Annotated in this window: 21 protein-coding genes, 1 pseudogene and 1 riboswitch; of the genes and pseudogenes, 20 read left to right on the top strand and 2 right to left on the bottom strand. The window is 71.8% G+C overall.

Annotated elements, in window-relative coordinates:
- Window position 1: 1 nt before the first annotated feature.
- From fliP to K415_RS0106450, 19 genes and pseudogenes are all read left to right on the top strand, one after another.
- Complete coding sequence (gene fliP / locus K415_RS0106540; protein ID WP_369795271.1) at window positions 2-862, top strand: flagellar type III secretion system pore protein FliP; 861 nt, start codon at window positions 2-4, stop codon at window positions 860-862.
- Window positions 862-1,134, top strand: a complete 273-nt coding sequence (gene fliQ / locus K415_RS0106535) for a flagellar biosynthesis protein FliQ (RefSeq protein ID WP_024286280.1) — start codon at window positions 862-864, stop codon at window positions 1,132-1,134. The genes fliP and fliQ overlap by 1 nt, the downstream gene beginning before the upstream one ends.
- A gap of 3 nt (window positions 1,135-1,137) precedes the next feature.
- Window positions 1,138-1,920 carry a flagellar biosynthetic protein FliR gene (locus K415_RS0106530; RefSeq protein WP_024286279.1) on the top strand — a complete coding sequence of 261 codons (783 nt, stop codon included), beginning with the start codon at window positions 1,138-1,140 and terminating at the stop codon, window positions 1,918-1,920.
- Entirely contained in the window at window positions 1,917-3,023 is a 1,107-nt protein-coding gene (locus tag K415_RS0106525; protein ID WP_024286278.1) for a flagellar biosynthesis protein FlhB, read from the top strand. Before K415_RS0106530 ends, K415_RS0106525 begins: the two co-directional genes overlap by 4 nt.
- Before the next feature lie 108 nt (window positions 3,024-3,131).
- A complete protein-coding gene (locus K415_RS0106520) occupies window positions 3,132-5,198 on the top strand; it encodes a flagellar biosynthesis protein FlhA (protein WP_024286277.1) in 2,067 nt (688 codons plus the stop codon).
- On the top strand, window positions 5,176-6,480 hold the full coding sequence (locus K415_RS23890; protein WP_024286276.1) for a hypothetical protein: 1,305 nt from the start codon (window positions 5,176-5,178) through the stop codon (window positions 6,478-6,480). Before K415_RS0106520 ends, K415_RS23890 begins: the two co-directional genes overlap by 23 nt.
- A 68-nt stretch (window positions 6,481-6,548) precedes the next feature.
- Window positions 6,549-6,791 carry a carbon storage regulator CsrA gene (gene csrA, locus K415_RS0106510; RefSeq protein WP_024286275.1) on the top strand — a complete coding sequence of 81 codons (243 nt, stop codon included), beginning with the start codon at window positions 6,549-6,551 and terminating at the stop codon, window positions 6,789-6,791.
- A 262-nt stretch (window positions 6,792-7,053) separates the two neighbouring features.
- Window positions 7,054-9,675: a chemotaxis protein CheA gene (locus tag K415_RS0106505; RefSeq protein ID WP_024286274.1), complete on the top strand. Its 2,622-nt coding sequence runs from the start codon at window positions 7,054-7,056 to the stop codon at window positions 9,673-9,675.
- Window position 9,676: 1 nt separating this feature from the next.
- Window positions 9,677-10,096 (top strand): chemotaxis protein CheW, encoded by a 420-nt coding sequence (locus K415_RS0106500; RefSeq protein ID WP_024286273.1) that lies wholly within the window; start codon window positions 9,677-9,679, stop codon window positions 10,094-10,096.
- Window positions 10,097-10,179: 83 nt separating this feature from the next.
- Entirely contained in the window at window positions 10,180-11,898 is a 1,719-nt protein-coding gene (locus tag K415_RS0106495; RefSeq protein ID WP_024286272.1) for a methyl-accepting chemotaxis protein, read from the top strand.
- Between the two features lie 246 nt (window positions 11,899-12,144).
- On the top strand, window positions 12,145-13,797 hold the full coding sequence (locus tag K415_RS0106490; RefSeq protein ID WP_024286271.1) for a methyl-accepting chemotaxis protein: 1,653 nt from the start codon (window positions 12,145-12,147) through the stop codon (window positions 13,795-13,797).
- Window positions 13,798-14,398: 601 nt separating this feature from the next.
- A pseudogene (locus tag K415_RS0106485) lies at window positions 14,399-15,115 on the top strand (methyl-accepting chemotaxis protein); the annotation flags it as partial.
- Window positions 15,116-15,177: 62 nt separating this feature from the next.
- The gene (locus K415_RS0106480) at window positions 15,178-16,998 is read left to right on the top strand and encodes a methyl-accepting chemotaxis protein (RefSeq protein WP_024286269.1); all 1,821 of its coding nucleotides are present in this window, start codon (window positions 15,178-15,180) and stop codon (window positions 16,996-16,998) included.
- A 190-nt stretch (window positions 16,999-17,188) separates the two neighbouring features.
- Window positions 17,189-18,322, top strand: coding sequence for a chemotaxis response regulator protein-glutamate methylesterase (locus tag K415_RS0106475; protein ID WP_024286268.1), 1,134 nt, complete (start codon window positions 17,189-17,191; stop codon window positions 18,320-18,322).
- Window positions 18,319-19,149, top strand: coding sequence for a protein-glutamate O-methyltransferase CheR (locus K415_RS0106470; protein WP_024286267.1), 831 nt, complete (start codon window positions 18,319-18,321; stop codon window positions 19,147-19,149). Before K415_RS0106475 ends, K415_RS0106470 begins: the two co-directional genes overlap by 4 nt.
- Window positions 19,146-19,529 carry a response regulator gene (locus tag K415_RS0106465; protein ID WP_024286266.1) on the top strand — a complete coding sequence of 128 codons (384 nt, stop codon included), beginning with the start codon at window positions 19,146-19,148 and terminating at the stop codon, window positions 19,527-19,529. Before K415_RS0106470 ends, K415_RS0106465 begins: the two co-directional genes overlap by 4 nt.
- Window positions 19,526-19,996, top strand: a complete 471-nt coding sequence (locus K415_RS0106460) for a chemotaxis protein CheX (RefSeq protein ID WP_024286265.1) — start codon at window positions 19,526-19,528, stop codon at window positions 19,994-19,996. The genes K415_RS0106465 and K415_RS0106460 overlap by 4 nt, the downstream gene beginning before the upstream one ends.
- A gap of 70 nt (window positions 19,997-20,066) precedes the next feature.
- Window positions 20,067-20,429, top strand: coding sequence for a response regulator (locus tag K415_RS0106455; RefSeq protein ID WP_024286264.1), 363 nt, complete (start codon window positions 20,067-20,069; stop codon window positions 20,427-20,429).
- Window positions 20,426-20,923, top strand: coding sequence for a hypothetical protein (locus K415_RS0106450; protein ID WP_024286263.1), 498 nt, complete (start codon window positions 20,426-20,428; stop codon window positions 20,921-20,923). Before K415_RS0106455 ends, K415_RS0106450 begins: the two co-directional genes overlap by 4 nt.
- Window positions 20,924-21,083: 160 nt before the next feature.
- On the opposite strand, the gene K415_RS0106445 is transcribed toward K415_RS0106450, so the two are convergent.
- Window positions 21,084-21,731, bottom strand: coding sequence for a D-alanyl-D-alanine carboxypeptidase family protein (locus K415_RS0106445; protein ID WP_024286262.1), 648 nt, complete (start codon window positions 21,729-21,731; stop codon window positions 21,084-21,086).
- A gap of 163 nt (window positions 21,732-21,894) precedes the next feature.
- Window positions 21,895-21,969, top strand: a riboswitch (cyclic di-GMP riboswitch).
- Between the two features lie 15 nt (window positions 21,970-21,984).
- Here K415_RS0106445 and K415_RS23885 point away from each other — a divergent pair.
- A complete protein-coding gene (locus tag K415_RS23885) occupies window positions 21,985-22,161 on the top strand; it encodes a hypothetical protein (RefSeq protein WP_155859384.1) in 177 nt (58 codons plus the stop codon).
- A 12-nt stretch (window positions 22,162-22,173) separates the two neighbouring features.
- Here K415_RS23885 and K415_RS0106435 read toward each other — a convergent pair whose 3' ends face one another.
- On the bottom strand, window positions 22,174-24,105 hold the full coding sequence (locus K415_RS0106435; RefSeq protein ID WP_024286261.1) for a hypothetical protein: 1,932 nt from the start codon (window positions 24,103-24,105) through the stop codon (window positions 22,174-22,176).
- Between the last annotated feature and the right edge of the window lie 66 nt (window positions 24,106-24,171).

Genomic DNA, 24,171 nt, shown 5'->3' with positions numbered 1-24,171 from the left:
CCTGACCCTCCCGGTGCAGGTGGACCGGGGTCCGGCGAGTCACCCCCGTGCGCTGCGCGTGCGGCTCGGGCTCGTCCTGCTCACGCTCGTGCTCGCACTCGGCGTCCTGCTCCTGAGCGCCGGCGGTGCGAGCGCCGCGCCGACCCCTCCGGTCGACCCGCCGGCGCCGACCGCCCCGGCCGAGCCCGGGACCGACGACCCGACCGTGCAGATCGACATCAACGGGATCAACGGCGGCCCGAGCAGCCCGATCGTGGTGCTGCTGACCATCACGCTGCTGTCGGTGGCGCCCTCGCTGCTGCTCATGATGACCAGCTTCACCAAGATCTTCGTGGTCCTCGCCCTGACCCGGAACGCGCTGGGGCTCAGCGGGGTGCCGCCGAACCAGGTCCTGGCCGGGCTTGCGCTCTTCCTGAGCCTGTTCGTCATGGCGCCGGTGATCAGCGAGGTCAACGACGTCGCGGCCCAGCCGTACCTCGCCGGTTCGATGACCTTCGACGAGGCCGTCGACTCGGGCACCGCGCCGCTGCGTGAGTTCATGCTCGGCCAGACCCGCGAGGCCGACCTCGCGCTGGTCACCCGGGCAGCCGACCAGTCGAACCCCGCCTCGGCCGACGAGGTCGACATGGTGACCCTGATCCCGGCCTTCATGCTCTCCGAGCTGCGGTCCGCCTTCATCATCGGGTTCGTCATCTTCGTGCCGTTCCTGGTCATCGACCTCGTGGTCGCGGCATCGCTGATGTCGATGGGCATGATGATGCTGCCGCCGGTGATGGTCTCGCTGCCGTTCAAGCTCCTGCTCTTCGTCCTGGTGGACGGCTGGGGCCTGATCATCACCGCTCTGGTGGGGAGCTACGCCTGATGGACACCAACGCCGTCCTGGACATCGGGCTGCAGGCGCTGATCCTCGCCGCCAAGCTGTCCGCACCGGTCCTGATCACCGCGCTCGTCGTCGGCTTCGCCATCTCGCTGCTGCAGTCGATCACCCAGATCCAGGAGGTCACCCTCAGCTTCGTGCCCAAGGCCATCGCGGTGGCCGTGGCGCTGCTGATCGGCGGGCACTGGATGATCTCGGAGTCCGTCGCCTTCACCAACGAGATGTTCGGGCGCATCCCGTCGTTGCTGGGCGGCTGAGACATGGGCCTGACGATCCCGCTGGCCACCCTCGAGGTCGTCATGCTCGCCGCGGTCCGGATCGCGGCCTTCCTGGTCATCGCGCCGCCGTTCTCGCACCGTGGGATCCCCGGGACGGTCAAGGCGATGCTCGCGATGGGCCTCGGACTGGCCGCCGCCCCGCGTGCTGCCGCTGCCGCGGGCCCGACGGTCGGCACCTCGATCGCCTCCGGCACGGCGACCTTCGTCGGCGACATGCTGCTGCAGGTACTGATCGGCACCGCCCTCGGCTTCCTGGTGGCGATGGTCTTCGCCGCCGTGCAGTCCGCCGGCAACCTGATCGACCTGTTCGGCGGCTTCCAGCTCTCCCAGGCCTTCGACCCGATGAGCCAGACCAACGGCGCGCAGTTCTCCCGGCTCTACCAGATGACGGCGATCGTGCTGCTCTTCGCCTCCGACGGCTACCAGCTCGTCATCGCGGGCCTGGTCCGCAGCTTCGACGCCCTGCCGCTGGGCACCCCGCTCAACCTCGCCGCGCTCGGTCACGCCGCGACCGAGGGTCTGACGAACCTCTTCCTCGCCGCGCTCCAGGTCGCCGGACCGCTCATCGTCGTCCTGTTCCTCGCCGACGTGGGCCTCGGCCTGCTCACCCGGGTCGCCCCGGCGCTCAACGCCTTCGCGCTCGGCTTCCCGCTCAAGATCCTGCTGACCCTGTCCCTCGGGGTCACCGCGTACCTCGCACTGCCGCAGATCGTCAGCACCCTGACGGACACCGCCGTCGGCACGATGCTGGGGGTGACGCAGTGAGCGACGACGGGCAGGAACGGACCGAGAAGGCGACGCCCAAGCGGATGAAGGAGGTCCGCCGGGACGGCTCGCTGCAGCGTTCCCAGGACCTCTCGGCCTGGCTGGGCATCGGGACGGGCGCCCTGATGCTCCCGATCGTGCTGCAGAACGCCTCGGTCGCGGCTCGCAACCAGATGACCACGGTGCGCGACGTGATCGCGAACCCCGACCCGCAGCTCGCGACGGCTGCCCTCGGCCAGGGCCTCGGGACGATCATCCTGACGCTCGCCCCGCTGTTCGGTGTCGTGGTGATCGCGGCGGTCGTCGCCAAGGCGGTCCAGGGTGGCATCCACGTCTCGACGAAGAAGCTCAAGCCGACCTTCAAGCAGTTCAACCTCGCCAACGGGATCAAGCAGACCTTCGGGATGCAGGCCCTGTGGCAGGGCATCAAGGCGACGCTCAAGACCGCGGTGATCGGCATGGTGCTCTACACCGTCGTCCAGGGCCTGGTCCCGATGATGCTGGGCTCCGGCACGCATGCGCTCACGCAGATCCTCGGGGCCGCGGGCGAGGGCGTCAACAGCCTGATCCGGACAGCGGTCATCGCCGGCCTCGTGCTCGCGGCGGCCGACGTCGCGGTGCTCGCCAAGCGCAACCGCAAGAAGACGCGGATGAGCAAGAAGGAGATCAAGGACGAGAACAAGCAGTCCGAGGGCGACCCCATGCTCAAGGGCGCGATCCGCTCCAAGCAGATCGCGATGAGCCGCAACCGGATGCTGGCCGAGGTCACCACTGCCGACGTCGTCCTGATCAACCCCACGCACGTGGCCGTGGCCCTGCGCTACGAGCCGGGCACCGGCGCGCCGCGGGTCGTGGCCAAGGGCGCCGGGCACATCGCCGCGCGGATCCGGGCGATCGCCGCCGAGAAGCGGGTGCCGATGGTCGAGGACATCCCGCTGGCGCGCGCGCTGCACGCGGCGTGCGGGCTCGGCCAGGAGATCCCGGCCGACCTCTACATGGCCGTCGCCCGCATCCTCGCGTTCGTGATGGCCCTGCGGCGTCGCGGCGCCTCGGCCGGCACCCACCGCCCGCCCGGCGGGCCCACCCGTCTGGAGGCCGCATGACCCCCACCCCGCGCCCCGCGACCCCCGTCCCGATCGGGCGAGGTCCACGGGGTGGATCACCCCCAGAACCTCGCTCGATCCCCGCCCGTCACCTCAGGAGGACCTTCGATGAAGGGTAAGCAGCTCGTCCAGCTCGCGGTCCCGGTCGGCGTCGTCGGCGTCGTCCTGCTCCTGGTCGTCCCCCTGCCGGCGGCTCTGCTCGACCTGCTCATCGTCATGAACATCACGCTGTCGCTCGTCGTGCTGCTGACCAGCATGTACATCAAGCGGCCGCTCGACTTCTCGGTCTTCCCGTCGCTGCTGCTGATCCTGACCCTGTTCCGGCTCGGCCTGAACGTCGCCTCGACCCGCCTGGTGCTGCGGGACGGCTACGCCGGTGCGGTGATCGACGCGTTCGGGCACTTCGTCGTCGGCGGCTCGCTCGTCATCGGCCTGGTGATCTTCCTGATCCTGGTCGTCATCCAGTTCGTCGTGATCACCAACGGTGCCGGGCGGGTGGCCGAGGTCGGCGCCCGCTTCACCCTCGACGCGATGCCCGGCAAGCAGATGGCGATCGACGCGGACCTCAACGCCGGGCTGATCGACGAGGACACGGCCCGCACGCGGCGCGCCGACATCGCCGCGGAGGCCGACTTCTACGGCGCCATGGACGGTGGCTCGAAGTTCGTCAAGGGCGACGCGATCGCCGGCATCATCATCACCGTCATCAACCTGCTCGGCGGCTTCGCGATCGGCATGATGCAGATGGGCATGTCCGCCGGGGAGTCCCTCGAGCGGTTCAGCCTGCTGACCATCGGCGACGGCCTGGTCACGCAGATCCCCGCGCTGCTGATGTCGGTGTCCACCGGCCTGATCGTGACCCGGTCCACCGCCTCGTCGGACATGGGCACGGCGGCGAGCGAACAGCTCACCCAGAGCCGGACGGCGCTGCAGATCGCCGGTGCGGCGGCGATCGCGCTCGCACTGATCCCCGGCCTGCCCAAGGTGCCGTTCGTCATGGTCGGCCTGATGCTCATCGTCACCGCCTGGCGGCTCGGCGTGACCGAGAAGGCAGCGGCCTCGACCGCCCTCGTGGCGGCCTCGCAGACCGGCAGCTCGGGCGGCGTCACGTCGTCGGACACCCCGGAGGCGCTGATCGAGCAGATGCGGGTGCACGCCCTGGAGATCCTGCTCGCGCCCGACCTGGTGGACATGGTCGGCACCGGGTCGGACCAGGACCTGCTGGCCCGGGTCCGCGGGCTGCGGCGCAAGATCGCGATGGAGCTCGGCATCGTCGTACCGCCGGTACGAACCCGGGACTCGGTCGACCTGCCGCGCTCGACGTACGTCGTGCGGATCGCCGGGGTCGAGGTCGGCCGCGGCGAGGCGCCGAGCGGTCGGCTGCTCGCCCTCGGGGACAACCTCGAGGGGCTGGGCGGCACACCGGTGGTCGAGCCCGTCTTCGGGCTCCCCGGCAAGTGGATCCCCACCGAGCTGCGGCACGCGGCGGAGATGGTCGGTGCGACGGTCGTCGACCGGGTCTCGGTGCTGATCACGCACCTCGGCGCGATCATCGACGCGAACGCACCGCGGCTGCTGTCCCGTGAGGACGTGCGGGTGCTGACCGAGGGCGTCAAGCAGGTCAACCCGTCGGTCGTCGAGGAGCTGATCCCGGGTCTGCTGGCCCTCGGCGAGGTCCAGCGCGTGCTGCAGGGCCTGCTGACCGAGCGCGTCCCGGTGCGCGACCTCGGACGCATCTACGAGGGCCTGACGCTGCGTGCCAAGGTCAGCTCGGAGCCCGAGGGCCTCGTGGAGGCGGCCCGGGCGAGCCTCGGCCCGGCCCTCGCCGCGCCCTATGCGACCGACGGCGTGCTGCGGGTCGTCACGCTCGACCCGGTGCTCGAGCAGGCGCTGCTCGAGGCGGTGCGGCCGGCCGAGGGTGGCTCGCAGCTGCTGCTGGACCCGGCCCGTGCCGACCGGATCCTGACGTCGCTGCGCCGGACCGTCGCCGAGGGTGAGGCGAGCGGCCGCGAGGCCGTCCTGGTGTGCGCCCCGGCGCTGCGACCCGCGCTGCGGCGCACGGTGGTGCTGGCCATCCCCCGCCTCCCCGTGCTCTCCTACAGCGAGGTGACCGGTTCCGGTCTCCAGATCGAGACCGTAGGGGTGGTCAGCGATGCCCACGCGCTTGCTGCTTGATGGTGACGACCTGCGCACCCTCATGCTCCGCGTCCGCGACGAGATGGGGCCGGATGCGCGGATCGTCAAGGCCGAGCGCATCCGTACCGGTGGTGTCGCGGGCTTCTTCGCCCGGGAGCACTACGAGCTGACCGTCGAGGTCCCCGAACGGCCGCGGCTCGGACGGGGTCGTCGGCCCGCACCGGCCCTGCCGGCGGGTGGTCTCAGCGGGCTCGACGCCCTGCTCGCAGCCGCCGATGCCGTCGAGCTCGACGAGGCCGACGGCGGCCAGGACGCGGCGGCCGGGCCTGCTGTCGCGGATCGGGCGGAGCCCGCCGCCGAGCCGGCCGCCGAGCCGGCCGCCGCCCAGGTGTCGACCGCGAGCGAGACCTTCGCCGAGATGCTCGAGTCGATGCGACAGATGGTCGGTCCGTCGCGCACGTCGGGGACCGCCGGGTCCGTCATGCCGGCCCTGCCGGCGCCCGTGCCGGTCCCGGTGCCGGTACCCGTGCCCATCCCCGTGGCCGCTCCCGTACCCGCTCCCGTACCCGCTCCCGTACCCGCTCCCGTACCGGTGCCGGCACCCGTCGCCGAGCCCGTTCCCGCACCCGCGCCGGCCGCGCCCGAGCAGCAGCCACCGCGCGCCGGCTCGAACGTCACGGCCCTGCTCGAGCTCGGGATCCCGACCCGGCTGCTGGCCGGCTTCTCCGACCTGCTCACCGCGGTTCCGCTGTCCGTCCTGGTCCGTCGCTTCGACCCACCGCCGACCGTCTGGCTCGCGCCCGGGAAGGTGGTCGCCGTTGTCGGCGAGGCCGCCGACGCGCTGCGGACCGCGACGCAGATGGCGCACCGCGCGAGCATCGACCCGCACGAGATCGTGCTCGCCGGCGACATCGAGCCGGTCGCGGGTCACGGCCGCCGGCTGCAGAGCGCGGCGGCGGTCAGCAGGTACCGCAGCCGCGCCTCACGGGACGTCCCGGCCATCGTCGTGATCGGTACCAGCGGCGCACGGGACACCTGGGACGACGCAGCCGAGCTGCTCGCGGCCCTCGACCCGGACCACGCCTGGGCGGTGCTCGATGCCCGGCGCAAGGGTGTCGACCTGCGGCGCTGGCTGCGTGCCGTCGGTGCGCGTCGGCCGTTCGACGCCGTCGCGGCGATCTCGACCTTCGACGCGCAGGCCCCCGGAACGGTCCTGAACCTGGGTGTCCCGGTCGGCTGGGTGGACGGCCTGCCGGCATCGCCGGTCGTCTGGGCGGCGGTCCTCAGCGAACGACTGGCCGACGACGCACGGTGGGACTGAGCCGCCGCCGCGGCGATTTCTCGGCCCTTCGGGCGAGGAAGGACGTCCGGAGCGGATAGTCTCGCCAGATGCTCGTCCTGAGCCGACGTGTCGGCGAACGCCTGATGATCGGTGACGACATCGTCATCACGGTCATCGACGTGCGCAGTGACGGCGTACGGATCGGGATCGACGCCCCTCGTGACATCCGGGTCAACCGCGCCGAGGTGCTCGAGGCCGTGCAGCGCGCGAACCTCGAGGCGACGGCACCCGCTGACGATGCCGCGGTCGACGCCCTGCGAGCACTGCGCCCGGCCACGCCCGACGTCTGAGCTCCCCAGGACGAACGCCTCTCCGTCGACTGCGCGGCTGACCTGCGCGACCGACCTGCGCGACCGACCTGCGCGGCCGACCTGCGCGACCGACCTGCGCGGCCGACCTGCGCGCGACAGTCACGGCCGTCGTCGGCCGACCCGCTCGGCGCAGCTTTCACCCGGGTCCGCCGCGGCAAAGGACTCACAGGTGACGGGCTTCGGCCGATCCCAGAGTCGGTGCGGCGGAACTGATTCCGTCGCCGCGAGCACGGAGGGTACGTTGGAGGACCTCGATGAGATCGTCCATGAGTTCCTGGTCGAGAGCCATGAGAACCTCGACCAGCTGGACTCCGACCTGGTGGCGCTCGAGCGGACCCCTGACTCACGCGAGCTGCTCAGCAGCATCTTCCGGACGATCCACACGATCAAGGGCACGAGCGGCTTCCTGGCGTTCAACACGCTCGAGGCGGTGACCCACGCCGGCGAGAACCTCCTGGTCGAGCTGCGCGACGGCCGCCGATCGATGGACCTGCCGACGACGGACGTGCTGCTCGCGATGGTGGACACCGTGCGCCTGATCCTCGGCTCGATCGAGGCCGACGGCACCGAGGGCGGGCTCGACGTCGCCCCGATCGTCGCCCGGATCCGCACGGTCCTCGAGGCCAGGATGCCGGTCGCCGACGACGCGCCCGCCGAGGTGGTTGCCCCGGCCGACGACGTCGTGGCCCCGCCCGTCGTGCCTGCCGTGCCCGTCGTGCCTGCCGTGCCCGACGCGCCTGCCGTGCCCGACGCGCCTGCCGTGCCCGACGCCGTCGCGCCGACTCAGATCGTCGCAACGGTCGACGACGCGCGGCCCGCTGCACCCGTGGCGGCCGCTGCACCCGTGGCGCTCGCGGAGACCCCCGCGCCCGTCGAGCCCGCGGCGCCCGTTGCGCCGACGGCCGCGACCCCGAAGACCACCGGCCGGAAGATCGTCGCCCGGCGGAGGACCCCGGAGAAGGTCGCCGCAGCGCAGGTCGCCGACACGTCGTCGGTGCACGCCCGCATCACTGAGGTGCCCTCCCAGCACCACCCCGTCCACTCCTCGGAGGCTGCCGTGGCCGAGCCCGTCCTGACCCCACCGCCCGCACCGGAAGCGGCACCCGCCGACGCCACGACGTCGCGCAGCGCGTCCGAAGGCTCGATCCGGGTGGACGTCGACCTGCTCGACGCCCTGATGCGCCAGGTCGGCGAGCTGGTGCTCGCCCGCAACGCGATCACACGCCTGGCTGACGGCAACGTCGACATGGACCTGGTGCGGGCGTCCCAGCGCCTGAGCCTGATCGCCTCCGAGCTGCAGGAGGGCGTCATGAAGACGCGCATGCAGCCCATCGAGCACGTCTGGTCCAAGGTGCCGCGGATGGTCCGCGACCTCGCCGCGGCCTGCGAGCGGCAGGTGCGCCTCGAGATGGTCGGCGGCGACACCGAGCTCGACCGCACCCTGCTCGAGGCCGTCAAGGACCCCCTGACGCACCTCATCCGCAACGCGGTCGACCATGGCCTCGAGGCCCCGGACGACCGCCTCGCGGCGGGCAAGGCCGCGCAGGGCCTGCTGACCCTGCGCGCCTACCACGCGGGTGGACAGGTGGTCGTCGAGGTCACCGACGACGGCAAGGGCATCGACCCCGAGCGGGTGGCGGCCAAGGCCGTCGAGCGCGGTCTGCGGACCACCGAGCAGGTCGCCGCGATGGCGAATGCCGAGCTCCTCCACCTGCTCTTCCTGCCCGGCTTCTCGATGGCCGCAGCGGTCACGAACGTCTCCGGGCGTGGCGTGGGGATGGACGTGGTCAAGACCCGGATCGAGGCGATCGGTGGCACGGTAGACGTGGAGTCCGTCGTCGGCCGCGGCACGACGTGGCGGCTGCGGATCCCGTTGACGCTCGCGATCATGCCCGCGCTCACGATCGAGTGCGACCGCCAGCTCTACGCGATCCCGCAGGTCAGCCTGCTCGAGCTGGTGGCACTCGACGCCCAGACCTCCGGCGCGATCGAGTACGTGCGCTCCGCACCCGTCTATCGCCTGCGCGGCGAGCTGCTGCCGTTGGTGGACCTCCGTGAGGTCTTCGCGGCCCCGGCCCGCCCGGAGAGCGGCGGCACCGTGATCGCCGTCCTGCAGGCCGACACCCAGCGCTTCGGCCTGGTTGTCGACCGCGTGCTCAACACCGAGGAGATCGTGGTCAAGCCGCTCTCCGGCCGGCTCAAGGCGATCGGCCTGTACGCCGGCGCCACGCTGATGGGGGACGGGCGGGTCTCGCTCATCCTCGACGTCCAGGCCATCGGCCGCAGGGCGATGATCGGCGAGCTGGCCGACGCGGACGGCGCGACAGGCGCCGCAGCCGACGTCGTCGTCCGGGAGACCGTCCAGGTGCTCGTCGCCGGGATCGGCGACGGCCGCCGGGTGGCGATCCCGCTCTCGGCCGTGACCCGGCTGGAGAAGCTGCCGGCCGGCGTCGTGGAGCATGTCGGTGGCCGCGAGGTCGTGCAGTACCGCGGTGCGATCACGCCGGTCGTCCGGCTGGACCGCATCCTCGGCAGCATGAGCTCGTTCGACGCCCAGGACGAGCTCACCGTGGTGGTGTACTCGCACGGCGGGCGAAGCGTCGCGATCGTGGTCGACGAGATCGTCGACATCGTGGACGACGACGCCGCCCGGCACAGCGACGTGGGTGACCACGGCCTGGTCGGCTCGACGGTCCTCAAGGAGCGGGTGACCGAGCTGCTCGACGTGCGGGCAGCCGTCGCCGAGGCCGATCCGTTCTTCTTCAGTGTCGGCCCGGACGACGACGACCTCGCGGGGTCCACCGACGTTGCCGAGTCCGACGACGCCGGCCGGCTCGGCCGTCGCGAGCTCGTGGAGGTGTGAGATGAGTCAGCAGCTGGCGACCTTCGTGCTGGACGGCGCGCACTACGGCGTCGACGTCCTGCACGTGCAGGAGGCCCTCCGGTTCCAGGCCAGGACCCCCGTACCGCTCGCCCCGCCCGGGATCGCCGGGCTCGTGAACCTGCGCGGTCAGGTCGTCCTGACGGTCGACCTCCGGGTCCGCCTCGGCCTGCCACCCCTTGCGGCCGACGCCGAGCCGATGATGGTCGTCGTCCAGGTGGACGGCGAACCCGTCAGCCTGTTGGTCGACGAGATCGGCGACGTGATCGACGTCGACGACTCCCAGTTCGAGACCCCACCGGACACCCTGCCCGCCGCGCTGCGCGACGTGATCCTCGGCGCCTACAAGCTCGAGCGCGGCCTCCTGCTCGCTCTCGACGTCGACCGCGCGACCTCGGCGTAGCAGCGCCCACTGACCATCCCCGCGTCCCAGCCGATGGGACGACCATTGCCCGGCCCCCTCCGGGCAGTCCCGAAGGAGCCACGATGTCCTCCACCCCCACCCTCGCCCCCGTCCGTGAGCACGTCGTGCCGGTCCAACGGTCCGGCAGCACCGGCAGCTCGGCCCCCACGGGTCGCCCCGCGGCCGGTACGTCGGCGCCTGCGCCGCAGCGCGGCGCCGGATGGTTCGCCAACCTGTCCGTGCGAATCAAGATCATCGGCCTCGTCGCCCTCTTCGCGACGGCCTCGGCCGTCAGCGGGACGGTGGCGCTGACCGGCATGGCCGACCTCGCTGACAACACCGAGACCCTCGCGATGATCCAGGCCACCGTCTCCGCACCATTGCAGACCGTCCACCAGGGCCAGCTCAAGGCGCGGATGATCATTGCCCAGATCGCCGCGGCGACCTCGGACGCCGACAAGGAAGCCTGGCTGGCCGACCAGGAGAGCAACGACGCCGAGGTCGCGGGTGCGATGGCGGCCTTCGAGGCGGCGATCGGGACCGGGCAGAGCCAGTCCTGGCCGGTCTTCGTCGCCGGCTGGGCCGAGTGGACGTCGATCCGCGACACCCAGCTGCTGCCGGCAGCCCTCGCGGACGACCGGGTCGAGTTCGAGCAGATCCTGTTGGACGTGGCCGAGCCGGTGAAGGGTGTGTACGTCGACGCCCTCGACGCGACAGCGGCCGAGATCGTCGCCTACACCGGGAGCGTGGCCGCGGAGTCGGCGGCCGAGGAGCAGTCCCGCACCCGGCTCATGATCGGCGTTCTCGTCGCCGGCCTTCTCGTGACCGGCCTGCTGGGCCTGTACGTCGCGAAGGCCATCCGCACAGCCCTGAACAAGGTCAGGACCTCGCTCGACGCCATGGCGGCCGGTGACCTCACGGTCGAGGCCGACGTCAGCAGCACCGACGAGATCGGGCAGATGGCAGCCTCGATGCGGACCGCGCAGGCGGCCCTTCGGGCGACCTTCGGCGAGGTGCTCGAGGCGACCGGCACGATCGCGGCGGCGAGCGAGGAGATGTCCGCCGCCGGTGCGCAGGTGGCGGCCGGCTCGGAGGAGACGAGTGTGCAGGCGGGTGTGGTGGCTGCGGCTGCTGAGCAGGTCTCGCGCAACGTTCAGGCGGTGGCGGCGGGTGCTGAGCAGATGGGTGCTTCGATCCGGGAGATCGCGCAGAACGCGAACGAGGCGGCGAAGGTCGCGGCGCGGGCCACGGATGTGGCGGCTTCGACCAACGAGTCGGTGGCCAAGCTGGGGACCTCGAGCCAGGAGATCGGCAACGTGGTCAAGGTGATCACCTCGATCGCCGAGCAGACGAACTTGTTGGCGCTCAATGCCACGATCGAGGCGGCGCGGGCCGGTGAGGCGGGCAAGGGGTTCGCGGTGGTGGCCGGTGAGGTCAAGGAGCTGGCTCAGGAGACGGCGCGGGCCACTGAGGACATCGCTCGGCGGGTCGAGGCGATCCAGGCCGATACCACTGGTGCGGTGGCGGCGATCGGTGAGATCTCGGCGATCATCGCGCAGATCAACGACTACCAGCTGACGATCGCCAGTGCTGTGGAGGAGCAGACGGCCACGACCAACGAGATGTCTCGTGGGGTGACCGAGGCGGCGACCGGGTCGGGGGAGATCGCGGTCAACATCACCGGGGTCGCCACCGCGGCGGCGTCCTCGACCGAGGTCCTGGCCCAGATGCAGGACTCGGTCGCCGAGCTCGCCCAGATGTCCGCCAACCTCCGCACCCAGGTGGCAGCCTTCACCTTCTGACCGAGCCCGGCTCCTGACCGAGCCAGGCTCCTGACCCAGCACGACCGGACGCCGGTGGCACCTTGCGGTGCTGCCGGCGTCCTGCTGTCCGTCGTGACCCGAGCTGCACCCGAGCTGCACCCGAGCTGCACCCGAGCTGCACCGCACCGGACCCCCGAGTGACACATGTCACAACGGCCACGCGTCACCGATCTGCCGTGGCTGCCGATCTGTTCGGCGACCGAGCATCGACACCGGGAGCCCGCCGTGAGCACCAACCCCGTCCGTCCCCCCCAGACCTCAGCGTCGTCGTCGGCGCCCCGTGGTCCGCGCCTGCTGCGCCAGGGCTCGGTCCGGACCAAGATCCTCGCCCTCGTCGGCGTGTTCGCGGTGTTCACCGCAGGTCTCGGGGTCTTCACCAGCATCTCGATGACGACGATCAAGAACGACGCCAAGGAGCTGGCCGAGACCCAGGCCACCGTGAGCGCGTCGCTCGCAGGCCTCAAGGACGCGATGTGGGGCGTGCGGCTGACGATCACGGCGGTCCCCGCCTACCAGGGCGCGGGCAAGCAGGTCCAGTTCGACAAGCTGCAGGACGCGTACGCGAAGCTCGACACCGCCGCGGAGACCTTCGTCGCGAAGTTCGTCGCGGTGCAAGGCGACGCCCCGGAGCAGTGGGACGAGTTCACCACCTCGCTGACCTCGTACCGCGAGATGGTCGACGGCGACCTCATGGCCGCGGCGATGGCCGACGACCGCGAGGAGTGGGTCAGGCTCCGCGACGGCGGCGCTGCGGACCTGGGCGCGGCGATGATCGGCAACCTCACGGACGTCGAGGCCGAGGTCGGCACCACGATGGCTGAGATCGCGGCCCGTGCGGAGACCGAGGCGCAGGCAGCGATCACGACCTCGATCGTCGTCGTCCTCGTCGGCGTGATCCTGACGGGTCTCCTGGGCGTCGTGATCGCCAACGCGATGCGCCGCTCCGTCCTCGCCGTGAAGGTGTCCGTCGACGCGATGGCCACCGGGGACCTGACGGTCCGCCCGGAGGTCTTCACCGAGGACGAGATCGGTCAGATGGCTCGGGGCCTGATCGCCGCCCAGGAGGCCCTGCAGGCTCTGGTGAGCGGCGTCGTCGACTCCGCGGGCATGGTCGCTGCGGCGGCTGAGGAGCTGTCGGCGGCCAACACGCAGGTGGCGGCCGGCTCGGAGGAGACCAGTGCCCAGGCGGGTGTGGTGGCTGCGGCTGCTGAGCAGGTCTCGCGCAACGTTCAGGCGGTGGCGGCGGGTGCCGAGCAGATGGGTGCCTCGATCCGGGAGATCGCGCAGAACGCCAACGAGGCGGCGAAGGTCGCGGCGCAGGCGGTGCAGTTCTCCGAGAACACGGCCACGACGGTCAGTGAGCTGGGGGCCAGCGCGAAGGAGATCGGCAACGTGGTCAAGGTGATCACCTCGATCGCCGAGCAGACGAACCTGTTGGCGCTCAATGCCACGATCGAGGCGGCGCGGGCCGGTGAGGCGGGCAAGGGGTTCGCGGTGGTGGCCGGTGAGGTCAAGGAGCTGGCTCAGGAGTCGGCCCGGGCGGCCGAGGACATCGCCACCCGGATCTCGGCGAACCAGACCCAGACGGCCTCGGCGGTCACCGCGATCGGCGAGATCGCCACGATCATCGCGCAGATCAACGACTACCAGCTGACGATCGCCAGTGCTGTGGAGGAGCAGACGGCCACGACCAACGAGATGTCCCGTGGGGTGACCGAGGCGGCGACCGGGTCGGGGGAGATCGCGGCCAACATCACCGGGGTGGCCACGGCGGCCTCGTCCTCCAGCGAGGTCCTGGCCCAGATGGGCAGCTCGACCGACGAGCTGGCCCGGATGGCAGCCGAACTGCGCAACCGCGTCGAGGCCTTCACCTACTGATCCGCCACTCGCATCGGCCGGCGCGCTTCGTCTCATCCGACGACTGCGCCGGCCGATGGGGTGAGCGCCTACAACGCCCATCGACCCGGAGTCACTCATGGCCACCGCCACCGTCATCGCGGTCCCGTCTCAGCCCTCCTACCTGGGCGGGCACCACCGCGGTCTGGCCGGTTGGCTGGGGGACCTGCCGTTCCTGACCAAGTTCTCCGTCGCCTTCAGCGGCTTCCTGCTCTCGCTGGTCGGCATCGTCGTGATCGTCCTGCTCGGCGCGCGGCGGGACGCCGGCGCCCAGGAGCTGCTGGCTCCGGTCGCCGTGCTGGCCACCGTCGGCACCGTCTTCACGATCGCGGCCGGGGGGTGGACGGCCCGCCGCATCGGCGGCTCGTTGGCCCGGGTCTGCTACGTCGCCGAGGGGATCGCCACCGGTGACCTGACCCGCGTCAGTGGTGTCGACCGGCGCGACGAGGTCGGTCAGGCCGCCGCGGCGATCGACACCGCTGCCGCCCGGATGCACACCACGCTGGCCGAGATGTCGCAGGCGGCGCAGTCCCTCGCCTCGGGCCTCGGCGGGGTCGCCTCGAGCGGCTCGGAGGCGGCGTCCGCTGCGGACGAGACGAGTGTGCAGGCGGGTGTGGTGGCTGCGGCTGCTGAGCAGGTCTCGCGCAACGTTCAGGCGGTGGCGGCGGGTGCTGAGCAGATGGGTGCTTCGATCCGGGAGATCGCGCAGAACGCGAACGAGGCGGCGAAGGTCGCGGCGCGGGCCACGGATGTGGCGGCTTCGACCAACGAGTCGGTGGCCAAGCTGGGGACCTCGAGCCAGGAGATCGGCAACGTGGTCAAGGTGATCACCTCGATCGCCGAGCAGACGAACTTGTTGGCGCTCAATGCCACGATCGAGGCGGCGCGGGCCGGTGAGGCGGGCAAGGGGTTCGCGGTGGTGGCCGGTGAGGTCAAGGAGCTGGCTCAGGAGACGGCGCGGGCCACTGAGGACATCGCTCGGCGGGTCGAGGCGATCCAGGCCGATACCACTGGTGCGGTGGCGGCGATCGGTGAGATCTCGGCGATCATCGCGCAGATCAACGACTACCAGCTGACGATCGCCAGTGCTGTGGAGGAGCAGACGGCCACGACCAACGAGATGTCTCGTGGGGTGACCGAGGCGGCGACCGGGTCGGGGGAGATCGCGGTCAACATCACCGGGGTCGCCACCGCGGCGGCGTCCTCGACCGAGGTCCTGGCCCAGATGCAGGACTCGGTCGCCGAGCTCGCCCAGATGTCCGCCAACCTCCGCACCCAGATCGACTCCTTCGCGCTCTAGGCGACGGAGCACCCGAGGAAGTTCCGGTCCCAGGACCGCACCACCGCAAGGAGCAGGGAGCCATGACGGCACCAGTAGCGGCACGGACGCCGCAGATCACCACCCGGCCATCCGCGCGCACCATCGGGCGTCGGCTGATCGCACCGATCGTGGCGCGGGTCCGTCCGACCAGTGACCTGAGGGCCGCGTCGGACAGCGCGCCGGCCCCGACCGACGAGGCCCTCGAGCCCGCCGACCAGGCCGTCGAGCCGGTTGGCCGATCGGTCCCGGGCGACCCGCCGACGCGCACCGGACGCCGCTTGCCCAGGCTCGCCGATGCGTCGGTGCGAACCCGGATCGTCGCGCTCGTCGCGGCCTTCGCGGTCGTCGGCGGACTGCTCACGCTCAGCACCGTCGAAGCGATGCGCCAGGTCGCGCAGGACACCGCGGAGATCGTCCGGAGCCAGCAGGAGATCGCTGCACCGGTCTACCGGATCCGCGAGAACCTGGCCGAGGCGAGCGCCATCGTGGCCCAGATCGCCGCCGTCCGGCAGCCGGGCCTGCAGCAGCCGTGGCTTGCGCGCCAGGGGACCAACGACGGCCAGGTGACAACCGACATGGCGATGGTCGAGGCGGCCGGAGGGTCGGATCTCGAGGGCTGGACCGCCTTCGTCGACGCCTACGCGCAGTGGCAGACCGTCCGCGACGAGCAGCTCGTGCCGGCCGCGCAGTCGGAGGACGGCGCCGAGTACGTCCGCGTCCTGGGCACCAGCGCCGAGCCGCTCGCGCTCACGTACCAGCGCGAGCTCGACCTCGTCCTCGCCGACGTCACGAGCCGCCTGGAGCTCGGCAAGGACGCCGCGGCGGCCGCGTCGGACCAGGCGCTGCGGGTCGTCCTCATCGGCATGCTCGTCGCCGTCGCCGGCCTGGTCGCGTTCGGTCTCGCCACGGCGGGCTCCATCCGGCGGTCGGTGGCCGCCGTGCAGCACTCCCTCGAGGCGATGGCCGGCGGCGACCTGACGGTCCCGGCCCGCGTCGTCGGGCGCAACGAGCTGGGTCAGATGGCCGCCGCGCTGGCCACCGCGCAGGAGGCGTTGCGCGCGACCCTGGCCGGCGTCGTCCGCCATGCCCTGGCGATGGCGAACGCCGCGCACGAGATGTCGGCCGCGGCCCAGCAGGTCCGGGACGGTGCCGAGGAGTCCAGCACGACGACGGTGGTGGTCGCCGCAGCGGCGCAGCAGGTGAGCAGCAACGTGCAGAGCGTCGCGACCGGCGCCGAGCAGATGGGTGCCTCGATCCGCGAGATCTCGCACAACGCGCACGAGGCGGCGATGGTCGCGACCAGGGCGGTGGCCCTGTCGGAGCGTGCGGCGGTGAGCGTCACCGAGCTCGGCGCGAGCGCCGCGGAGATCGGCGACGTGGTCAAGGTCATCACGTCGATCGCCGCGCAGACGAACCTCCTGGCGCTCAACGCGACCATCGAGGCGGCACGCGCCGGGGAGGCCGGTCGAGGCTTCGCCGTCGTCGCCGGTGAGGTCAAGGAGCTCGCTCGCGAGTCGGGCCAGGCGGCCGAGGACATCGCCAAGCGGATCGCGGCCAACAGCGGCCAGGCGGCATCCGCCGTCGCGGCGATCAGCGAGGTGTCGCAGGTCATCACGTCGATCAACGACTACCAGCAGACGATCGCCTCGGCCGTGGAGGAGCAGACGGCGACGACCAACGAGATGTCGCGCTCGATCGTCGACGCCGCGTCGAGCTCGAGCGAGATCGCCGGCAACCTCGCGGGGATCGCGGAGACCGCGCGCTCCTCGAGCGAGATCAGCGTCCGGATGGGGCTGCGCGTGGAGGACGTCGCACGGATGTCCGCCGAGCTCGAGGAGTCGGTCGGCCGATTCACCTTCTGAGCCCGCGCGGCGGCCGGGCTCTCGCGCCGGCCGAGCCCGCGCGCCGCCTGAGCCCTCGCGCCGGCCGGGCTCTTGCGCCGGCCAGGTCACGGCTTCACCCCCGCGAGCGGATCGTTCGGCTCACAAGGTCGGCCACCCGGTCGATCTGACAGGTGTCGCGGACTTCCGCGCGGACAACGTTGGAGGCTCGGTGGCACGGATCAGAGTCCTGGTGGTCGACGACTCGGTCGTCGTCCGCCGACTCGTGACCGACGCGCTCTCGTCCGACCCGGCGATCGAGGTCGTCGGGGTCGCGGCGAACGGCCAGATCGCGCTCAACAAGGTCGAGCAGCACGCCCCGGACATCATCACGATGGACATCGAGATGCCGATCATGGACGGCATCGACGCGGTGCGCGCGCTTCGCCGCGCCGGCAACCGGGTGCCGATCATCATGTTCTCGACCCTGACCGAGCGCGGGGCGTCCGCGACGCTCGACGCCCTGGCCGCCGGGGCCACCGACTACGTGACCAAGCCGAGCAACGTCGGCAGCGTCCAGCAGTCGCTCGCGCAGGTCGCCGACCAGCTCATCCCGCGGATCAAGGCCCTCGTGCCGCGGCCGGGCGGTCTGGCGGCCCTCCGGGCGAGCGCCGGCGCGGTGGCCACCGGTGGAGCAGCGGCGCGACCGCCGCTCGGGGCACCGCGTGCCACCCGGCCGCGGCCGAGGCCGGACGGCCCGCCCCGCCCGATCCGTGCGGTGCTCATCGGCTCGTCGACCGGCGGTCCGGAGGCGCTGTCCCGGGTGCTGCGCAACCTCACGTCACCGCTGCCGGTACCCGTGGTGATCGTCCAGCACATGCCACCGGTCTTCACCCGACAGCTCGCGACCCGGCTCGACCGCCTCGGGCCCAGCACCGTGGTCGAGGCCGCCGGCGGCGAGGACCTCGCACCGGGGACCGTCTACATCGCGCCCGGCGACTACCACCTCGGACTGATGCGGACGGCGGCCGGTGCCCGGATCACCCTCAACCAGGGCCCGCCGGTCAACTTCTGCCGACCGTCGGTCGACGTGATGTTCCGCTCGGCCGTCGACGTCTACGGCGGTGACCTGCTCGCCGTGGTCCTGACCGGGATGGGCGCGGACGGCCGCGTCGGCTGCGAGGGCGTCGTGGCTGCCGGGGGCGTCACCATCGTGCAGGACGAGGAGTCCAGCGTGGTGTGGGGGATGCCCGGTGCGGTCGCCACGGCGGGGCTCGCGCACGTGATCCTTCCGGTCGACGAGGTCGCGGCTGCGATCACCCGAGCGACGTCGCAGGTCGCCCACGTGGGCGGAGCCGGCGCATGAGCCTGACAGTGGACACCTTCTCCTTCGTCGCCGACCTCGTCCGGCGACGCAGCGCCATCCAGCTCGATCCCGGCAAGGAGTACCTCGTCGAGAGCCGGCTGCTCCCGCTGGCCCGCGCCGCCGGTCACGTCGACGTGGACGCCTACGTCCGGGGCGTCCGCACCGCGCCGTCGCCCGGTGCCCTCGAGGTCGTCGTCGAGGCTCTGACCACCAACGAGACGTCCTGGTTCCGGGACGCCCAGCCGTTCGCCGCGCTCGTCGAGCACGTGGTCCCGGAGGTGCTCGGCGTCCGGTCGACCATCGGGGCGCAGCCGCTGCGCGTGTGGTCCGCCGCCTGCTCGAGCGGTCAGGAGCCCTACTCGATCGCGATGGCCCTGGCCAACCTCGTGCCCGCATCGCAGCTGAAGATCGTCGCGACGGACCTCTCGGAGAAGATGCTCGCCCGCGGCAGGGCCGGCCGCTACAGCCAGCTCGAGGTCAACCGCGGCCTGCCGGCACCGATGCTCGTCAAGCACTTCACCCGGGTCGGGCACGAGTGGGAGATCGCCTCGCACCTGCGCTCGGCGGTCAGCTTCGTCCAGCACAACCTGCTCGACTCGCCACCGGCGGGCGGCCCGTTCGACATCGTGTTCCTGCGCAACGTGCTCATCTACTTCGACCTGGCGACCAAGCGGGAGGTGCTGCGGCGGGTCCAGAAGGTCCTGCGACCCGGAGCCTTCCTCCTCCTCGGTGCGGCCGAGACCACCATCGGCATCGACGAGGGCTGGGAGCGGGTGCCTGTCGGTCGGGGCTCGGTCTATCGCCTCACAGCTCGGAGGGCAGCATGAGAGCGCTCGTGATCGACGACTCGCGGACGATGCGCAGGATCATCGCCGCGGTGCTGCACACCCTCGGGTTCGAGACGGTCGAGGCGGCCGACGGCCGCGAGGCGCTCGATGTCCTGGAGTCCGGGACCGAGGTCGACCTCGCCTGCATCGACTGGAACATGCCGGTCATGAACGGGCTCGAGTTCGTCGTGGCCGTCCGCGAGAACCGCGGCTGGCGGGACGTGACGCTCATGATGGTCACCACGGAGTCCGAGCACGACCAGATCGTCCGGGCGCTGGCCGCCGGCGCCCATGAGTACCTGATCAAACCCTTCACCCCGGACGCGATCCGGGACAAGCTCCAGCTCCTCGGGCTGGTCGAGTTCCAGGAGTCCGCATGAGCATCGAGATCGACATGGAGCAGTTCGCCGGCACGGACCCGATCTACGACATCGCCTCGGAGGTCTTCGCCGCGATGATCGACGGCGAGCCCGGCTTGCTGCGGGTCTGGGACGGCATCGAGTCGGCTCTGGTCGACGAGATCCACGCCTGGGTCGACGTGCACGGCCCGATCTCCGGCCGGGTCCTGCTGACCACCGAGCGCTCGACCGCGCTGGCGGTCACCCGCGCGTTGCTGGCGATGGCGCCGGACGAGCCGGTCGACGACAGTGACATCGTGGACGCGCTCGGGGAGGTGGCCAACGTCGTGGGCGGCAACGTCAAGGCGCTGGTGCCGGACCCGGGCGCCCTGACCCTGCCGCAGGTCACCCACGAGCGGCCGGCGACCGACCCGGACGCGCTGCTGCACCGGTTGGTCCTCGACTGGCGCGGACGGCCCCTGATCATCAGCCTGTGGCAGCTGCCATGAGCGGGCGCGCAGGACGGGCCCCCATGAGCCCGAAGAACACGAGTGACGACGCACGAGCGAGGTGGTACCGATGAGAGTCCTAATAGCCGACGACAGCCGAGTGATGCGGCAGATCGTCATCCGTACGCTCCGCCAGGCCGGCTACGACTGGTGGGAGATCATCGAGGCCCCGGACGGCGCCGCGGCCCTCGAGACCGTCAAGGCCGAAGAGCCGGACTTCGTGCTCTCGGACTGGAACATGCCTGAGCTCTCCGGGATCGATCTGTTGCGAGCCATGCGCGCGCAGGGCATCGACACCCCGTTCGCGTTCGTGACGTCGGAGGGCTCGACCGAGATGCGCGAGCAGGCCGAGACCGCCGGCGCCCTCTTCCTGATCGCGAAACCGTTCACCGCAGAGGTGTTCCGGGACACCATCGACCCCTTCCTCGCATGAGCGCCGCGACCAGGCCCACGCCGTTGCCGGCAGCCCTCGAGGTCCGCGAGCTCTTCGAAGGGCTGCTCGGGCGGGACGTCGACGCCGTCCTCGGGACGGGCGCCGTCGAGCCGCACCTGCACCCCGGCGCTGTCGTCGGCGCGTACGTCGACGACGTGCTCAAGCTCCGGGCGCTGATCGTGATGGACCTGGCGCTCGCCGCGCAGGTCGGGGCAGCCATCGCGCTGCTCCCGCCGGCCGGGGCACGCGCCGCTGTCGAGCAGGAGCTCCTGACCCCCGCCCTCTACGACAACACCGCGGAAGTCCTCAATGTCGCGGCGTCGCTGTTCAACGCCGACGGCGCCCCGCACGTCCGGCTGTACGAGGCGTACGCGCCGCGCGAGATGCTGCCGCCGGACATCGCCAAGTGGGTGCTGGCGTACGTGAGCCGGCTCGACATGGAGGTCGACATCGCCGGCTACGGCGCCGGACGGGTGTCCGTCCTGGTCATCTGAGGGTCGGGTCTGGCCTGCGGCTCGGTCTCGGCCGGGCTGTGCGGCTGCGCGGAGCACGTGACGCATGAGGGCCGCCGCGCCGGGTCAGGACTGTGTCGCGTCAGGCCGGACTGAGCCACGTCAGGGCGGACCGGGCCGGATCGGGCCGGATCGGGCCGGATCAGTGGGTCGGGCGGTACGCCCAGTGCCAGGGCTCGCGCGGGACGTCCTCGGTGAACCCGTACGTGGCGCCGTTGGCCCGGATCCACGACTGCGCGGTCGAGTCGAGGCGGAGATCCATGGCGACCCCCCAGCCGTGGTCGCTCGTGCCGGGCCGGGCGGCAAGGCCACCCTGGGAGTAGAGCCCCTTGCGCTCGGCGAGGTCGACCTGGCTCTCGTAGGTGCGGTAGGAGTCGGTGATCCCGATCGTCACACCGTCGCGCGCGGCCGCGTCCCGCATGGCCTCGAACGACCGTGCGGCCGGGCTCCAGAGGGAGTGACCGGTACCGGCGATGGTGCTCAGCGCGTTCCCGGGGATGCGGCCGTTGCCGTATCCGAGGAGCTCGACGGGGATCCCGTCGCCGTTGACCTTGTCCTTGCCGGAACCCACGACGTCACTGGCCGGCGCGGTCTGCGCGAGCGCCTGGTCCATGATCAGGTCGAAGGCGGTCGCCGATGTCGGCGCGCCGGTCGTCAGCGAGCCGACCGAGCCGATCGAGCCCATCGGGGTCGTCTGGCCCACCTGGGCCCGAGGTCGCGGCGCGTCGAGCTGGGCGATCCGCGCCTGGATCTGCATGATCCGGTCGTTGATGCTGGCGACTGCCTCCACGCGCGGGTCCCTCCAGATCGGATGCTGGCACCTCTCTGATCGGCCGGGTGCCGGCCGCGATGAGGACTGGGGCGGCCGGAGTGATCGTGCGCGGGTGAAAAGGCTGAGCCGAACGGGTGGCGAGGGGTGCATCGTCGGCGTGTCGCACGTAGCCTGGTTGAGTCAGCGACAAGGGCAAACCCGCCGCGAGGTGGGGACGCAAAGCCACGGGACCCTCGAGGTCAGCCGGGCCACCGAACGAGAGAAGCGCGTCATGGGCGATCACGCAGTCACCAGCTCCCCGTCCCCGTCCTCGTCCTCCGTGGACGGTGCGAGCGCAGGCTCGAACGGCGACTTCGAGGTCCCGCCGCAGGTGCTGGCTCGCTGGGCCGCCCTCGCCAGCTCACGCGCCTACTTCGCCGTCCTGCCCAGCCAGTCCGCGAAGGTCTGACCGACCCGTTCGTCACTGGTAGCTGACGAACTCCGGCGTGGGCACCACCTGGTAGGTCTGCGTCGGGTCGAGCACCGGGACGTCCTCGTCCAGGAAGTTCTTCCAGCCCCAGCGGACACCGGCGGGGGCGCCCTCGTGCAGGGCGGCCCAGGTCCCGGCCTTCGCGCCCTGGCTGCCCTGGCCGTCCGCGTGGATGAGCACGGCCACCTCCTCGTGGGAGGTGTCGACCAGTTCGCGACCCTGGATCATGCGCTGCACGAACTGGTGCAGGACGAGCACCTTCTGCGGCAGGTGGTTGGTCCGGGTCAGCTCCGCGAGGTAGGCCGCGACGGCGTTGACCTCGTCGACGTGCACCGAGCCGATCTGGCGCAGGTGCACCTGGTCGGGAGCCAGTCGCCACTCCGGGTCGAGCGCCAGCCCGACGTTCGGGTAGAGCAGCAGCGACTCGTACGCCTTGGCCTGGGTGAGGAAGTCCGTGCGTCCCGGCTGCAGGTCCAGCACCACGTAGACCCCCGCGTCGCGCGCCGCCTCGATCCACGGGATGAAGCTCTCGGCCGGTAGCTCGTTGGAGTAGTTGCCGTCCGCCCCGGCTCCCGACGACGCGATCGTCACGATGATCTCGAAGGCGGGGACGACGAGGTCCGACGTCAGCGCCTGGTACTGCGCGGCGAGCCCCTGGGCGCGCACGACGCTGGCCGCGGGATCCTGCTCCCCGAGGACGCCGAGCGCCGGGAAGGTCGGGGTCCCGTACAGCGCGACGAAGCGCCGCCCGGCGAAGACGAGCTGACCCCCGCCAGGCAGCTCGGTCCCGGTCGCCGCGGTCTGCGACTTCCAGGCCAGGGTCTCCGCGGAGCCGAAGGCCGGGCCGAGCCCGACGATGCTCGTCGCGGCGGCGTCGGCGAGACCACGCACGGTGGCGCTGTCGGCCCGCGGGTCGCCGGTCGGCACCGTCAGGACGGTGACGCCGGCCGCGCGCGCGGTCGCCAGGGCGGCCAGGTCCATCGGGTCGCCCGTCGTCAGCAGCAGCCCACCGTCGAGCGGTTCGGCGAGCTCGGTCAACGGCAGTGCGGTCTCGGCCGGGCCCGGCGTGGCGGACGGCGTGGGCGTGGCCGACGCGGTGGGCGACGGTGAACGGGACGGTGTCGAGGCGCCCGACGGCGCGGCGCCGGACGGCGGCTCCGTGGGTGCGGGTGTGGCCGGTGACGTGGCCGACGCCGCCCGGACGGCCGGTCCCTCGTCGGCCGCGCTGCTCGGCACCGTCGGGGCGTCGCGGTCGAGGGCGGCGACGGTGGCCTGCTCGGTGCCCGTCGCCGGCATGGGCGCCGGATCAGGATCGATCAGCAGCACGGCGGCGAGCTCCGCGTCGTCCTGGGGCGCTGCGACGACTGCCGCGTCGCCGACGACGGACGTCAGGTCCGAGCCGACGTCGCCGACCGTCACCACCGCCAGCACCCCGAGCCTGTCCAGCTCGATGCTCGTGGGGTCTGCCGGTGCGCCCGTGTCGGGTGTCGCTGCCGGGTCGACTGCTGGATCGACCGCCGGATCGACCGCCGGATCGACTGCCGGGGCCGTCGGTTCGACGGCGGGCGCGGTCGTCGGTGAGGTCAGCAGGAGGGGAGCGCCGAGCGTGACGGCGATGCCGGCCGCCCGGACCTGCGCGGCGACGTCGTCGGCGGGTGCCAGGACCGCGACCGGGGCGCTGGAGTAGAAGGTCGTGCTGGCCGCGGCAGCGCGGCTCACGGCATCCGGCAGGTCGAGCACGGTCGTCGGACCGGGCGGGAGCCTCAGCTCGGCGGTGTGCACCGGCGCGGGCGTCGGGGTGGGCGTCGCCGTCGGCGTGACGGTCGGCTGCTCCACCTCGGGCGGGGTCGGCGTGCAGGCCGCGGCGAGGGCCAGGCACAGACCGGCGAGCACCGCGGAGGCTGCCGCCGGGAGGTGGGTCACAGGTGTCCTTCGTGCCGTCGCCGGGCGGAGGGCTCCGGCGGTTCGGTGTCTGACCCTACGGGCGTG

It is taken from the genome of Cellulomonas sp. KRMCY2 (assembly GCF_000526515.1).
Lineage (GTDB): Bacteria > Actinomycetota > Actinomycetes > Actinomycetales > Cellulomonadaceae > Actinotalea.
This window is presented reverse-complemented; position numbering and strand designations above follow the sequence as displayed.

Coding starts and splice junctions, on each gene's coding strand:
- fliQ (WP_024286280.1), top strand. CDS start 862: ATGGACACCAACGCCGTCCTGGACATCGGGCTGCAGGCGCTGATCCTC.
- K415_RS0106530 (WP_024286279.1), top strand. CDS start 1,138: ATGGGCCTGACGATCCCGCTGGCCACCCTCGAGGTCGTCATGCTCGCC.
- K415_RS0106520 (WP_024286277.1), top strand. CDS start 3,132: ATGAAGGGTAAGCAGCTCGTCCAGCTCGCGGTCCCGGTCGGCGTCGTC.
- K415_RS23890 (WP_024286276.1), top strand. CDS start 5,176: ATGCCCACGCGCTTGCTGCTTGATGGTGACGACCTGCGCACCCTCATG.
- csrA (WP_024286275.1), top strand. CDS start 6,549: ATGCTCGTCCTGAGCCGACGTGTCGGCGAACGCCTGATGATCGGTGAC.
- K415_RS0106500 (WP_024286273.1), top strand. CDS start 9,677: ATGAGTCAGCAGCTGGCGACCTTCGTGCTGGACGGCGCGCACTACGGC.
- K415_RS0106495 (WP_024286272.1), top strand. CDS start 10,180: ATGTCCTCCACCCCCACCCTCGCCCCCGTCCGTGAGCACGTCGTGCCG.
- K415_RS0106480 (WP_024286269.1), top strand. CDS start 15,178: ATGACGGCACCAGTAGCGGCACGGACGCCGCAGATCACCACCCGGCCA.
- K415_RS0106470 (WP_024286267.1), top strand. CDS start 18,319: ATGAGCCTGACAGTGGACACCTTCTCCTTCGTCGCCGACCTCGTCCGG.
- K415_RS0106465 (WP_024286266.1), top strand. CDS start 19,146: ATGAGAGCGCTCGTGATCGACGACTCGCGGACGATGCGCAGGATCATC.
- K415_RS0106460 (WP_024286265.1), top strand. CDS start 19,526: ATGAGCATCGAGATCGACATGGAGCAGTTCGCCGGCACGGACCCGATC.
- K415_RS0106455 (WP_024286264.1), top strand. CDS start 20,067: ATGAGAGTCCTAATAGCCGACGACAGCCGAGTGATGCGGCAGATCGTC.
- K415_RS0106450 (WP_024286263.1), top strand. CDS start 20,426: ATGAGCGCCGCGACCAGGCCCACGCCGTTGCCGGCAGCCCTCGAGGTC.
- K415_RS23885 (WP_155859384.1), top strand. CDS start 21,985: ATGGGCGATCACGCAGTCACCAGCTCCCCGTCCCCGTCCTCGTCCTCC.